Here is a 13974-nt window from a genome sequence, read left to right on the forward strand (position 1 = left end):
CCCATTGGTCCATTAACTACCTGAACCATACCTTGATGGATAATTTCAAATTCTGCATCTTGTCCCTCAATTTTATTGAGGCTTTTAGGTTCTAATTCTTTTTTTGCTTTTCCTAAATTACCCGAATTATTGTTTCCATAAATCCCTTTAACAACATGTGGAGCAATCCTATTTCCCCCATTAGCAACCGTTGAAACATATTGATTCAATTGCATCGGAGTATATGTATCATAGTTACCAAAAGATAAATCGAGAGCTTTACCCATAATTCCTGGGATGTAGTTTCCTTTATCATCTTTATATTGCTTATTAATGAATCCAACACCTTCATTTGGTAAATCAATTCCTGTTTTAGTTCCTAAACCGAATTGTTCATAAGTGGTTCTTAACGTATCAAAAACCCCAGTTTCAATTGGCATTGTCATATTAGGACTGTATGATGTTCCCATCATTTCAAGTGCAATTTTCATCATATAAACGTTTGACGATACTTCTAGTGCCTGTGCTGTCGTTAACGGATACGAACCATATTGATTGAATAAAGAAGACTTCACTAAACCACCTTGGAAAACTAATGGTTCATCGACCATCGTTTCGTTTCCACTAATAATGTTGTTTTGATAACCAGACATAACAGTTGCCGCTTTAATAGAAGAACCTGGTACAAACGCTTGATTAATTGTTCCTAGTGCATCATCTTTCAATTCACCTGTTTTTGGATCTCTTCTTAACCCAACCATGGCTAAGACATTACCATTATTAGGATCCGTCACCACCGCATAGGCTCCTTCAGAATGTTCCGCTTTGCCATTGCCCATTAAAACTTCATAGTTATTTTTCAAAATTTCCTCAACACGTTTTTGGAATTCTAGATCAATTGTTAAGACAACATTGTCGCCTTTTTCTCCAGCCTTAACCTCTTTTTTTGAAGTTATTTTTTGGTTTTTATCAGTGACTACCTCTGATTCGCCTTTTTTACCTTTTAACTCATTTTCATAAGCCTCTTCTAAATAGCTCAACCCAACACGGTCATTAATTTTATATCCTTTTTTCAGATATTCTTCTGCTTTTTCTTCTGGTAATCCTTGTTTTTCAGTTGAAACTGTTCCAAGTATTGAACGTATTTGATCTTTTTCTGGGTATTCTCTCTCCCAATCTGTTCCTGCTGAAAGACCAGGAATTGTAGCTGTATTTTCTCCAACAACCGCAATTTCTTCCGGTGTTACCTCTTTATTCTTAATCGTTACAGGTTGAAGGGCGTATGCCCCATTTATTTTTTTAAATACAGTGGCAACTTGTTCCTCTTTTTCAGATAATTTAATCTCATCTGCATCAACTTTATCAACCATTTTTTTATAAAGATCTCCAGCTGATAACTGCTCACCTTTACTATTTAATTTATCAGATACAGTTAGTTTAGCTTCTGCTTTTTTCAACTCTTTTGGATCAGATAGCCAATAGTCTTTCTTATCGCGATTCGATAATTTTTCTGGATCAATTTTAATTAACTCTGTAATTTGTTCACTGACTTTCTTGATATCTTCAGCTGTCATTCCAGCACTTCTTGTATACAAAATAGCTTGATTAGCTTTGTTTCCAACTAATACTTTCCCTTTAGAATCATATATATACCCACGAGGAGCATTTTCTTCAATTACTTGCTTTTGCCCTTTCTCAACAATTTGAACAAATTCATCATGTTGATTAATCTGTAGATAAGATAATCTGACAACTAATGCGGTAAAGAGTACAAATACAATAAAAAAAAGAAAGTCTAGTCTAAAAGGTACATGAGCTTTTTTTGCTCCTTGTGCTTTTTTTACTTTCTTTGAGAATGGACGCCATGGTGTTTTGTTATTTCTCATCTTATATAAAAAGTCCTTTCAATTTCCAATAATCACTATTATACTAATTTTTATTTTGAATATTTAGTTATTTTAATAATATTTATAAAAAAATTTAGTTTTAAAAACCCAGTATTGAGTATCTCATGTATCTATTGGTTTTTCAATGAAATTCACTTTCTTTTCACAATTTTTTATCAATACGAAAGGCTCAGAATCAACAACCTACGTTATTGATTCTGAGCCTATTTTTTATTTTCTACTATAATTTTTTACATCTGCGACAACTGATTCAACAAACATATCTACATTCATAGTACTTGTTTCTTTACTACCATAGCGGCGAATATTTACTTCCCCTGTTTCTACTTCCTTGTCACCTACAACAATTTGGTATGGAACTTTTTGAGTTTGAGATTCACGAATTTTGTAACCCATTTTCTCATTACGAATATCTACGTCAAAACGTAAACCTTGCATTTCTAATTTTTCTTTAATTTCAAATGCATAATCGCTATGCATATCTAAATTAACTGGAATGATTGTTCCTTGGATAGGCGCTAACCAAGTTGGGAAAGCCCCTTTGTGAACTTCAGTTAAATGAGCAACAAAACGTTCCATAGTAGAAACAATTCCACGGTGAATAACAACTGGGCGATGACTATTTTCTCCGTCTTCTCCAACATAAGTTAAATCAAAACGTTCTGGTAATAAAAAGTCTAACTGAATAGTAGAAAGAGTCTCTTCAGTACCTAATGCAGTTTTAATTTGAACATCCATCTTAGGACCGTAAAAGGCAGCTTCACCTTCTGCTTCAAAATACTCCACTCCAGCTTCGTTTAAAGCATCTCTTAAAGTTGCTTCTGCTTTTTCCCACATTTCATCATCATCAAAATATTTTTCAGTATTTTTAGGATCTCGTAAACTTAAACGTAAACGATAATCATCAATATTAAAGTCTTCGTAAACATCTACCATTAATTTTAATGTCCGCATAAATTCATCTTTAATTTGATCTGGTCTAACAAAAGTATGTCCATCATTTAATGTCATTTCACGAACACGAGCTAATCCAGATAAAGCTCCTGATTTTTCATAACGATGCATCATACCAAGCTCAGCGATACGAATAGGTAATTCACGGTAACTATGGATATCATTTTTATAGACCATCATATGGTGAGGACAGTTCATTGGGCGAAGAACTAACATTTCCCCATCTCCCATATCCATTGGTGGGAACATATCATCATGGTAATGATCCCAATGGCCAGAAGTTTTGTATAATTCAACATCTGCCATGATTGGAGTATATACATGTTGATACCCTAAGCTAATTTCTTTATCTACAATATAGCGTTCGATTACGCGACGAATAGTTGCACCTTTTGGTAACCAAAACGGTAAACCAGAACCAACGTCTGGATTTACCATAAATAAATCAAGTTCTTTACCTAATTTACGATGATCACGTTCTTTTGCTTCTTCACGCATTTTTAGGTAATCTTTTAATTCTTTTTTATCGAAAAAGGCTGTTCCGTATACACGTTGCATCATTTTATTGTTTGAATTACCTCTCCAGTAAGCGCCAGCAACTGAAAGTAATTTAAAGACTTGAATGCGTCCTGTTGAAGGAACATGAACCCCGCGACATAAGTCAACAAAATCACCTTGATCATAAACTGTGATAACTTCATCTGCTGGTAAATCATTGATTAACTCTTCTTTATAAGGATCACCTTTGAATAACTCTAAAGCCTCTTCTTTTGAAACTTCTTTTCTGACAATTGGATTGTTCTCTTTAACAATCTTCATCATTTCTTCTTCAATTTTAACTAAATCTTCTTCTGAAACAGCATAACCTTCATTATCTGTATCATAGTAAAAACCATTATCAATAGCTGGACCGACACCGAAATGAATATTTGGATATAGTCGTCTTAACGCATTTGCCATTAAATGAGCAGTTGAATGGCGTAAAATCTGTAAGGCATCATCATGGCCTGGTGTAATAATTTCTAAAGAACCATCCTCTTCAATTTCACGATTTAAATCAATAAGCTCACCGTTAAATTTACCAGCAAGTGCTTTTTTAGATAAACTCTTACTAATACTTTCAGCAATTTCAAATGTTGTTGTTTTTGCCTCAAATTCCTTCACTGCGCCATCTGGGAATGTAATTTTAATAACTGACATTAAATCTCCTCCTAAAAAATTTAATAAAAAAAGCCCTATTAAGCCTGTATTAGCTTAATAGGACGAATTATCGTGGTTCCACCTAAATTTTGATAGTTTAATAAACTATCATCTCAATCGTGATAACGGAAACGACCGGCTCAGTTTCAACTGAACTCTTGAAAGTGGTCAATTATTGGACTTATTAGAAAACTTTCAGACAAGGTTTTCTTCTCTTTAAACAGTAATCAATAATCGGTGTCTTTCGCATCAATCAAATATATCTTATAGTCATTTAAACACTAATCAAAAAAATTATCAAGTCACTTTGCTTAATTTTTTAATTTAAATGTTTTAGGTGCTACCTTTACAATAACAATCAACCCAATTACAAAGTAAAGAATCGAAATTCCTGAAACAATCGCTGCGTATGAAAATTCAGCAGTTTTTATTTGTAGGCTAATATATGCAATAAAGTAAAATATCCCATCAACTAATTTATACACAGGATTTTTCACTTGAAAATCACTAGTAAATGGTTGCAAAATATAATAAATAAACAATTCATGAAACGAAAATAAAATGGTTAAACTTAAAATTACAAAAAAGAAAATAATGCTAAATTCTAAACTTAACAATTGATTATTTACACCATTAAAAATTAGAAACCAAAGATAAATAGTTGTGCCAATCACACCATTATAATAAAATGTTTTTAAAAATCGGTAAAAAAAGCCTTGAACAATTGCTTTAGATTCACGGTAAAAAGGATATGCTAACATAGAAGAATCACAATTTACAAAGAGCGTTTGAACAACACTTTTACCAAACGAAAGAATATACAAAACAAAAAACATAATTGGCATAAAATTATACATTAACTTCTCAACTTTAATTGGTTCAATTTTTATTGGAGCAAGCAAACTAAATACAACAATCGCTAGCATGACAAGACTTATACCGACAACTCGATACATTAATTGCTTTCTAAGTGACGTTCTAAACCGGTTAAATAATAGAGCATTTAAGTACTTGCTTCCTGTTAAAGACGACACTTTTTCGTCATCTGCTACTTTTTCAAGTTTCATCTTTTTACCTTCACCAAGATAATACTGTTGATCTTTTTTATTTGACTCAGAGTAATTTATTAACACTTCTGAGGAAATAAACATTTGTCTTGTATACTCACTAAACCTTTTGAAATGGACATAAAGGTATAAAAATGGTAGCCACAACATTAGACAAACGAAGGCCCCTAACCAACTTACTGTTAGTTTTTGAAAACTCATTAACAAATCATTTTTTATCAAGAAATAACCCAATGTCAAATCAATGCTTATAATAACAATTACAGTTAAAATTTTTATTAGCAAACGTTTATTAAATAAGGTTAAATGTAAATTAATCACTGACCAAATTAAAGAAAAAGAAAGCAATGAAAAAGTCCCAATTAATAGAGATAACACAACTTGTTTTTCAATTATCCCAACAATGATCAGGCCTGGTAAACTAAAAATTATAGTTTTGATTATTTTTAAAAGTGAAGATTTTTTAATGTAATCTTCTTTTGACACACGAAAATTGGTAATAAACTGAATTTCTTGTCGTTCAAGATTTGGAAAAAGCTCTAATAAACAAATACCGATGACATTAAATAGCATTAACCAGACAAACAAGATACTCACTTTACTTGAAGTAACGTGACTCAGTCCTTTACTAATGAATAAACTAATGACAAAAGGCAATCCATACCAAAAAAAAGAAAATAAAATAGATCCTATTAGTTTTAAAGCCGCAATTCCCTTTTTCAAGCCGTATTCTCGGTATAACATTGTCGTTGGCACTATTTTTCCAAGTAACGGAATTCTTCCTAAAAAATAAAATAAACCGTTAGCAAAACTGCTTGCTTTAAAATTTCGATATTTCCAATCAAGAAAAAATAGTTGTTTCATCTCATTCATCCGAATTACCACCATCTTCGTCAGATAGTAAGCGGACAATCTCTTCTTCAAAGTCAGCATCATGAATACTACTTGCAGGAATACCTGTTAATTCACCATTATGTAAAAGAACAATTTCGTCACATAAATCTTGTGCAAGTTGTAAAATATGTGTTGAAAAAATAACAACTGATTCAGATTTCATTGAAAGAATGAGTTCCTTTACTTCATGAGCAGCTACCACATCAAATGACGTTAAAGGTTCATCAAGTAATAGAATGGGTGGCTGAATCATCATTGTTGCAATCATTTGAACTTTATTTTTCATCCCATGAGAATATTCTTTCATTAGTCTATGTCGGTCTTCTTTTTTAATACCAACTTTGGCTAAATATGCATCTGGGGTTCGAATATTTTTCATTTGATGTTGATTCATATCAATAAAAAATTTAATAAATTCATATCCTGTCATAAAATCTGGCACATTTGGAGTGGCATGAACTAGGCCGATATCAGTTTCTCTATAATCTTTTAATTCTCCATCCACCAACAATTGAATATCACCATTTTCGTATGATAAATCTTTCGAAATACAATTGAATAGAGTCGTTTTCCCTGCACCATTTCTACCAAGTAACCCATATATTCTTCCCTTTTTAAATTCAAAAGAAGCATTGTCAATCACTTTTTTTCCTTTAAAATCTTTTTCAAGTTGGTTGATAACTAATTTCATTTAATTCCTCCCAATAAATACAAACTAATTTAAATCAGTATACCTAAATTAAAACGCTTTTTCCATATCAAAATTGAACTGTTATTTCTTTTCTTGGTATTTTATATTAAACTTAGGATATCAAATACAAGGAGGAACGCAGATGAAAATTGGAATTTTTGGTGCAGGACATATGGGTGGTGCGATGATTAAAGGTTGGTTAAACTCTAACAAAGTGGCTCCTGAAGATTTATTAGTTCGTGGTGGAAAAAGAGGAACTGCTAAACAATTACAAGAAGATCTTGACTTCACTTTAACAAATGAAATAACTGATTTTTCTCAGTGCGAGATTATTTTTCTTGCAGTTAGTACACCCCTAATTTTACCAATATTGAATGATTTACAAAAACTAATTGGTGAAACGGATATTCCTATTGTATCAGTATCAGCTGGTGTTTCTGTTACTGAAATGAGTCAAGTAATGGGATCTGACTATCCATTAGCTCAGGCTATTCCAAACACACCTGTTCAAATTAACGAAGGAATGACCGGAATTGTTTATGCTGAAAATATAGCCGAAAATGCAAAAGAATTAATCAATAAATGCTTTTATTTCTTAGGTGATTTAGTGGAAATTACGGACGATAAGATTGGAATATTTGGTACCCTTGCTGGGTGTGGTCCTGCTTTTGTTGATGTTTTTATGGAGGCATTGAGTGATGGTGCAGTCTTAAATGGCATGGACCGAGACATGGCTTACCAAGTAGCTGCGAAAATGGTGAGCAGTTCTGCGAATTTACTTTTAAAAACGGGTAAACATCCTGGTGAATTAAAAGATGGAGTAACCTCTCCTGGTGGAACAACAATTAAAGGGATTACTGCTCTTGAAAAAGAAGGTTTCAGATACGCAACAATCAATGCGATCGATACAATTATGAAAAATTGAAAAATCATAGAAAGAAGATTATTGCGAGCTTCTTTCTATGATTTTAATTTACTATTTTTTTCTGCTTCCTGTCTTACCTTTTTGGGAAGTTTATCCCAAACGAGTTGATAAGATGTCTGAATCATTTTTTCTATTTCACTATCTGAAATAGCAGTTGAATTCAGTTTGATTGAATTCCAATGTTTTTTATTCGCATAGTAACCCGGAACAATGTCCTCATAAGTTTCTCTTAATTCTTCGTTTGTTTCAGGATGACCTTTTAAAGTAATGATTCCGTCTTCTGTGACGTCCTTTGTCATTAAGCCAAATTGCTTACCTAAGATATCAAAATAATAAACATCCCAATCTTCTCGGTAATAAACTTTAGCAAATTGAAGTTTATTACCAACTTCAATTAAAAATTTCATACGTTCTTCAATCATAACCTCACCTCTTTTCTTTTTATTATAACAAAAAAATAAGAAACTAGTAATTTTCTAGACTTCTTATTTTTAATTATTTTTAAATAGCTACTGATCGATATAATTTCTTGAAGTAAAATACTCTCGCTATTAAATAATACACGATCTGAATGAGGATAAAGATACCTAATACATAAAGTGCCGTTATTTGAAGGCCTTGACCAAACAAAGCGTACATCGCTGTTAATGCCACTGCTCCGTGAATACAAGAAACGACAATTGGAGTAAAGAATAGGATTCCTACTTGTTGATAGACTACTTTTTTCATTTCTTTTTTGCTAAATCCAAGTTTATAAATCATTTTGAATTTTTCAGTATCCACTTCCATATCACTATATAATCTAAAGTAAAGGAAACTTCCTGCTGAGATGAAGAAGATTATCCCAATAAAGAAACCAATGAATAAAATTGGCGCATACGCATCTGTAATCATTTGAGTCATACTTGCTTTAGCGTAAATTACTTTTAAGGGTTCAATATCTGATCCTACTTTTTTCTGTTGCTCATATGACCCATTAGTCACTAACCAACCATATACTGGCTTAGCTACATTTTTTTGCTCAACTTTTTGATAAATATCATCTGATACAACATAAATATCTGAAAAAGTAGACCAAGCTTTTTTCTTAACATCTTTAGATTTTATCTTTAATTTTTCAGTGTCTGATACTTTAAACTCAGTTGGTTTTTCAATAGGTTGTCCTTGAGGTATATCTGGCATGCTTAAATCATTAAGCAAACTAACAGTTCCCTTAGTCACTTCTACTTCTTTTTCTCCCAATTGTTTTGTTGCTTGATTGTAATCTTTTTCAGAAACAACTTTTACAGGTCGATCCGTTCCATCAATACCTGTCATTGTGATAGGCATGACTTTTACTTGATCAACAATCACATCATGTTTCTTCGTTGATTCATTAAATGCTGTTAATTCTTTTTCTCCGTTACTTTCATCATCTAACGCCACTTCATAAGAAAAATCATATGGATCAGAGTTAACACCATGTAAACTCATCTCTCTAAATCCCGTTAGTGTACCTATTGCTGAAAATGCCACAGTTGTAATAACTGCAACTAAGAAGAAAGAACGAGCATTATCTTTCATCCGAAAACTCAAATCTGAATAAACTAACATATTTGTTTTTTTCCAAAAACGATTTTCATTTTTCTTCAAAAAATTAACAACGAAAACACTTAATTGATTGAATAAAAATTTTGTTCCTAAAATAACAACAACAATAACAGGGATCATAGCCATAACTACTCCCATTCCCTCAACAGTTAAGGCTACCGCATAACCAATACCTATTAAAAGAATTGCCAAAATTGATTTAACTGCCGAAGCTTTTACTTCACCTTTTCCTAAATCACTACTTTTTAATAATTCTTGTACATCCATTTTAGGAATTTTAAATTGAATGAAGAATGAGATAAACATAAATAATAAGAAGAATGAAATAAAAGTGACACCTATTGCTTTTGCAGGAAAATAAAATCCTAAGTCAACATGCATCGTCACATTGCTTAACCATAAAATTAATTGTGAAAACAAAACACCTATTAAAGTCCCTGTAACAGTTGCTAAAAAACCAATAATTGTATTTTCTTGGAATACCATTTTTCTTAGTTGTTTCGGTGACATCCCTTGAATGAGCAGCAAACCAAACTCTTTTTTTCGTGATTGTAAAAAGATATCCATTGAGTACAACACATAAAAGAAAGAAAACAGGTAAATTATAACAGCTGAAGCTAACATACCTGTCTGCACAGCCGCATGTAACCCACTACTTAACTTTGGATGAAAAGCAAATACAGCAAACGTAAAAAACGTCATAACAGTTGTTAACGTGCTAAAGAAGTATGCCATATATAAGTTCTTATTTCGTATCGTATTTTTAAAAACAAACTCCTTAAATCTCATCTACAGCACCTTCTAACTCTCTTAAATTTTCTAGGATAACATCATAAAATTCTGAGCGGTTTCCCTTGTTTTCAATTTGTTGAATCAATTCGCCATCCTTAATAAAAATAATTTTTTCGCAATAACTTGCTGCAAACGGATCATGAGTTACCATTAAAATAGTTGAATTTTCCTCTTCATTTAATCGAGATAAAAGTCCCATCACATCTTTCGATGATTTTGTATCGAGGTTACCTGTGGGCTCATCAGCCAACACTAATTTTGGTTGGTGAACCATCGCTCGTGCTATTGCAACTCGTTGCGCCTGCCCTCCTGAGATAGTAGCAATTCGTTTCTTTAATAGGTCTTCAATACCAAGCGTTTCAGCTACTTCATGTAACGCTTTTTTCATCACACTAACTTTCTCACCATCTAAAGTTAAGGGTAAAACTATATTTTCTTCAACAGTTAAGGTTGGCATTAAATTAAAATTTTGGAAAACAAATCCTAATTGATTTCTTCTAAACTTTGCCAATTGTTCTTGATTTAATTTTGCTGGTTCAAATCCGTCCAATGAAATAGACCCTGATGTTGGTTTATCAATTGTTCCAATTAAATTAAGTAACGTTGATTTTCCACTTCCAGAAGGCCCCATAACACCGACAAATTCACCTTCATTTACTGTTAAGGTGATTCCTTTAAGAGCTTGATATTTTACACTATCTCCATATGTTTTTGTTACATTATTAATTTCTAGCATTATTCTTCCTCTTTTCTAATGATTTCTTGATCTTAGTTTATAAGTTTTTTTCTTTTTTCGACATTTAAATAGCTAACAGCAAACGAACAATTTTGTAAGATAAGAAAATATGTCGGTAGAAATGTAAAAAACAATGAAAATGACACCTGAAATTTTGCTATAATAAGAAAGAACAGAAAAGAGGAGGTATTTTATGGCAGTTTTAGAAACAACAATTTTACTCGTATTACTCGTTATTGTATCCAATATTATCAGCCACTACTTGGTTTCAATTCCAACAGCCTTAATCGAAATTGCATTAGGGGTTATTGCGGCTTTACTTTTAAATTTAACCATTGAATTAGAAACAGATTGGTTTATGTTACTTTTTGTTGCACCACTTCTTTATGCAGATGCAAGGCATTTTCCTAAAAAAGAACTTTGGGAACTTCGAGCACCTATTTTTGCAAATGCTATATGGTTGGTTTTACTTACAACACTTTTAGGTGGTTTTTTAATTAATTATTTTATTGCTGAAATTTCTCTTCCTTTGTCATTTGCACTGGCTGCAGTTCTTTCGCCAACAGATCCGGTTGCAGTACAAGGAATTGCTGAACAAGTTAAGTTACCTAAGCGACTTCTTAGTTTAATTAGTGGGGAGAGCTTAATTAATGATGCTAGTGGTTTAATTGCTTTTAAATACGCTTTGGCAGCATTTTTAACTGGAACATTTTCACTAAAATCTGCAACAACTGACTTTTTATATATGACATTTGTCGGAATAATAGTAGGCTTACTCTTATCTAAATTTTTGTATTTGTTAGAAAACACATTACTTAGACAAGGTATTCAAGACGTTATTCTTCATGTGTCTCTTCAAATTTTAACACCCTTTGTTATTTTTATTGCAGCTGAATTAGTTCACGCTTCAGGTGTCATTGCTGTTGTTGTTGCCGGTGTTGTTGCAATTCAACAAGAACCTGTTTACAAAAGACAGTATTCCGAAATTAAACTGGTCTCAAAAAAAGTATGGGACATCATTATTTATCAATTAAACGGGATTGTTTTTGTTGTTCTTGGCGCTTCTTTACCTTTTGCAATGCATTCAGCGATTATCAATCCAGACATTAACAACTGGACATTAATCGGTTATGTCATCATCATTTGGTTAATTCTCTTAACAATCAGAACCTTTTGGTCGTACGGTTACATGTGGTTTAATTACATTAAATCTCGTAATTTAATCGATGTAAAACCTAAATTTTATACAGCTATCTTAACTGGTTTAACTGGTGTCAGAGGAGCTGTTACAATGGCAATGGTTTTATCTATCCCTTTCTTTTTATTAGATGGGGAGATTTTTAAAGAACGATATTTGATTATTTTCCTTGCCAGTGGTGTTATTTTAACTAGCTTAATTGTTGCTGTTATTACTCTTCCTTTCCTAACTAAGAAAAGAACACGTCTTATCTTGACTGGGGATGAAGCTTTTATGGATATTGAAGGAGAAGATACTGTGGATGATTCAGATTTATCTGAAATTGAAGCTAAAAAATTAATGACAAAAAAAGCAATCTACGCACTTCAGCTTGAACTAGATATAGAAAATAAAACTGTGGTCACAGATATTTTAAATGACTTGGATAAACAATTGAAAACATTGTATTTAAATGATACTGTCACTTCTAATGAACTGTATCATGACATTGAAATGACCTACCGAAAAGTTGCCGTTCAAAATGAATTTAATGCTGTTATGAAACTTACAAAAGAACATGATTTCCCAAAAATTGTAACAAAAAATTATTTACAGATGTTGAAATACAAAAAAAGAGCTCATAGTACGAATTTTTCAATTATCATGAAGCAGTCACTTTTAAAAACTAAGAAAAAAACCAAAAGACTGCTGTTAAAAACTTTTTTAAGACAAAATTATAACCCACAAGGAAATCAGCAATGTATCATTCTTTTAGAGAATGAAAGTTCAAAGCAAGCTATTCAAGCTTTGCAAAATTGTGAAAAAGAATTAAATACGAAAGATCCAGATTATATACTAAGAAAAACGATCCTTCATCAGATTATTTTGGAATACCAAAGTAAAATTGATCGTTTAAGCAATTTCCAATTAAGACAACAAGAAGAATATCAATTAGCATATCAAGAATATTTCTTAAAAACATTAGACGAAGAGAGATCTGTTATTCAATGCATGCTTGAACAAGGAAAAATTTCTTCTGATCTAGCTCATCAATTGAGACAATCTGTTAATTATAACGAAACTACTTTTTTACAAGGAACATTTGATTAATTTAAAAATGCAGCAAAAATCAATCTCAACGGTTTTTGCTGTATTATTAAAAAAGGATGTGTTTTTATGGAAACAATCGAGTGGCTTCACTATGACTCATTTTCAAACCAGCCAAACAAAGGAAATCCTGCTGGCGTTGTTTTTCTTGAACATTCACTCCCTCTTCAACAACAACAACACATTGCTAAAATAATTAATTTTAACGAAACAGTTTTTATTACTCATTCTACTTGTGCTGATTTTAAGTTTAAATTTTTTGCTCCTAGCTCTGAAATGGATTTTTGTGGTCATGCATTACTCGCTGGTGCAGTTGCCATATTAGACAAGAAAAAAACACTAAAAAATAGTTTATCCATCGAAACAAATGTCGGCATCGTTTCAATTACTATTTCAAAAAATAAACAAGTAACCATGACACAAAAAGAGCCTCTATTTACAAAATTCAGTGGCTCTATATCAGATATTGCTGATCTATTATCTATTAAAATCACAGATATTGATAATTCATTCCCTATTGTCTACGGAAACACCGGAACTTGGACGTTGATAGTTCCGATTAAACACTTATCAAGCTTTAAAGAAATGACGCCATTAACTAAACAATTCCCAAAAATTCTAACTGAATTTCCAGCAAGTTCAATTCATCCAATCTGTCTAGAAACGCGTTCACAAGAAGCTGATATGTATAGTCGGCATTTTTCTGGTGCCTACACTGGTGCTATTGAAGATGCTGTAACAGGTTCAGCTGCCGGTGTAATGGGAGCTTACTATAGTACTTACATCAGTGAACAAAAGAATAATGAATTTATTCAATTACATATGGAACAAGGATACGAATTAAAAAGAGAAGGTATTGTACTAGTTAATCTTTTAAAACAAAACGATATTTTTACCGTTAGTATCACTGGGACAGCAACCTTTGTTACTTCTTCTCATATTTCAATATAAAAAA

10 protein-coding genes are annotated in these 13974 nt (G+C 32.0%); 3 read left to right on the forward strand and 7 right to left on the reverse strand.

Features of this window, described 5'->3' with window-relative positions:
• The 4 genes from RR554_RS07035 to RR554_RS07050 form a co-directional block, all read right to left on the reverse strand.
• A partial coding sequence (locus RR554_RS07035) for a penicillin-binding transpeptidase domain-containing protein (RefSeq protein ID WP_332467695.1) occupies positions 1-1865 on the reverse strand: 1865 nt, incomplete at its 3' end.
• Between the two features lie 231 nt (positions 1866-2096).
• Positions 2097-4040: a threonine--tRNA ligase gene (gene thrS / locus RR554_RS07040; protein ID WP_332462977.1), complete on the reverse strand. Its 1944-nt coding sequence runs from the start codon at positions 4038-4040 to the stop codon at positions 2097-2099.
• Between the two features lie 311 nt (positions 4041-4351).
• The gene (locus RR554_RS07045; RefSeq protein WP_332462978.1) at positions 4352-5980 is read right to left on the reverse strand and encodes a hypothetical protein; all 1629 of its coding nucleotides are present in this window, start codon (positions 5978-5980) and stop codon (positions 4352-4354) included.
• The gene (locus RR554_RS07050; protein ID WP_332462979.1) at positions 5973-6692 is read right to left on the reverse strand and encodes an ABC transporter ATP-binding protein; all 720 of its coding nucleotides are present in this window, start codon (positions 6690-6692) and stop codon (positions 5973-5975) included. Before RR554_RS07050 ends, RR554_RS07045 begins: the two co-directional genes overlap by 8 nt.
• 142 nt (positions 6693-6834) lie before the next feature.
• Here RR554_RS07050 and proC point away from each other — a divergent pair, with 142 nt between their 5' ends.
• Positions 6835-7617 carry a pyrroline-5-carboxylate reductase gene (gene proC / locus RR554_RS07055; RefSeq protein WP_332467696.1) on the forward strand — a complete coding sequence of 261 codons (783 nt, stop codon included), beginning with the start codon at positions 6835-6837 and terminating at the stop codon, positions 7615-7617.
• A 35-nt stretch (positions 7618-7652) separates the two neighbouring features.
• Here the strand turns inward: proC and RR554_RS07060 are convergent, their stop codons facing one another.
• The 3 genes from RR554_RS07060 to RR554_RS07070 all read right to left on the reverse strand — a co-directional run bounded on the left by RR554_RS07060 (position 7653) and on the right by RR554_RS07070 (position 10735).
• Positions 7653-8039 (reverse strand): MmcQ/YjbR family DNA-binding protein, encoded by a 387-nt coding sequence (locus tag RR554_RS07060; RefSeq protein ID WP_332467697.1) that lies wholly within the window; start codon positions 8037-8039, stop codon positions 7653-7655.
• A gap of 79 nt (positions 8040-8118) precedes the next feature.
• Positions 8119-9996 carry an ABC transporter permease gene (locus tag RR554_RS07065; protein ID WP_332462982.1) on the reverse strand — a complete coding sequence of 626 codons (1878 nt, stop codon included), beginning with the start codon at positions 9994-9996 and terminating at the stop codon, positions 8119-8121.
• The gene (locus RR554_RS07070; protein ID WP_332462983.1) at positions 9986-10735 is read right to left on the reverse strand and encodes an ABC transporter ATP-binding protein; all 750 of its coding nucleotides are present in this window, start codon (positions 10733-10735) and stop codon (positions 9986-9988) included. Before RR554_RS07070 ends, RR554_RS07065 begins: the two co-directional genes overlap by 11 nt.
• Before the next feature lie 193 nt (positions 10736-10928).
• On the opposite strand from RR554_RS07070, the gene RR554_RS07075 reads away from it, so the two are divergent.
• Complete coding sequence (locus RR554_RS07075) at positions 10929-13022, forward strand: cation:proton antiporter (RefSeq protein WP_332467698.1); 2094 nt, start codon at positions 10929-10931, stop codon at positions 13020-13022.
• Between the two features lie 66 nt (positions 13023-13088).
• Positions 13089-13970, forward strand: a complete 882-nt coding sequence (locus RR554_RS07080) for a PhzF family phenazine biosynthesis protein (RefSeq protein WP_332467699.1) — start codon at positions 13089-13091, stop codon at positions 13968-13970.
• The last annotated feature ends 4 nt before the right edge of the window (positions 13971-13974 follow it).

The sequence above is a fragment of the Vagococcus sp. genome (assembly GCF_036639995.1).
Taxonomy (GTDB): Bacteria; Bacillota; Bacilli; order Lactobacillales; family Vagococcaceae; genus Vagococcus.

Bases quoted from the DNA above. Each gene is read 5' to 3' on its own strand.
- thrS (WP_332462977.1), bottom strand. From the start codon at position 4,040: ATGTCAGTTATTAAAATTACATTCCCAGATGGCGCAGTGAAGGAATTT.
- RR554_RS07045 (WP_332462978.1), bottom strand. From the start codon at position 5,980: ATGAATGAGATGAAACAACTATTTTTTCTTGATTGGAAATATCGAAAT.
- RR554_RS07050 (WP_332462979.1), bottom strand. From the start codon at position 6,692: ATGAAATTAGTTATCAACCAACTTGAAAAAGATTTTAAAGGAAAAAAA.
- proC (WP_332467696.1), top strand. From the start codon at position 6,835: ATGAAAATTGGAATTTTTGGTGCAGGACATATGGGTGGTGCGATGATT.
- RR554_RS07060 (WP_332467697.1), bottom strand. From the start codon at position 8,039: ATGATTGAAGAACGTATGAAATTTTTAATTGAAGTTGGTAATAAACTT.
- RR554_RS07065 (WP_332462982.1), bottom strand. From the start codon at position 9,996: ATGAGATTTAAGGAGTTTGTTTTTAAAAATACGATACGAAATAAGAAC.
- RR554_RS07070 (WP_332462983.1), bottom strand. From the start codon at position 10,735: ATGCTAGAAATTAATAATGTAACAAAAACATATGGAGATAGTGTAAAA.
- RR554_RS07075 (WP_332467698.1), top strand. From the start codon at position 10,929: ATGGCAGTTTTAGAAACAACAATTTTACTCGTATTACTCGTTATTGTA.
- RR554_RS07080 (WP_332467699.1), top strand. From the start codon at position 13,089: ATGGAAACAATCGAGTGGCTTCACTATGACTCATTTTCAAACCAGCCA.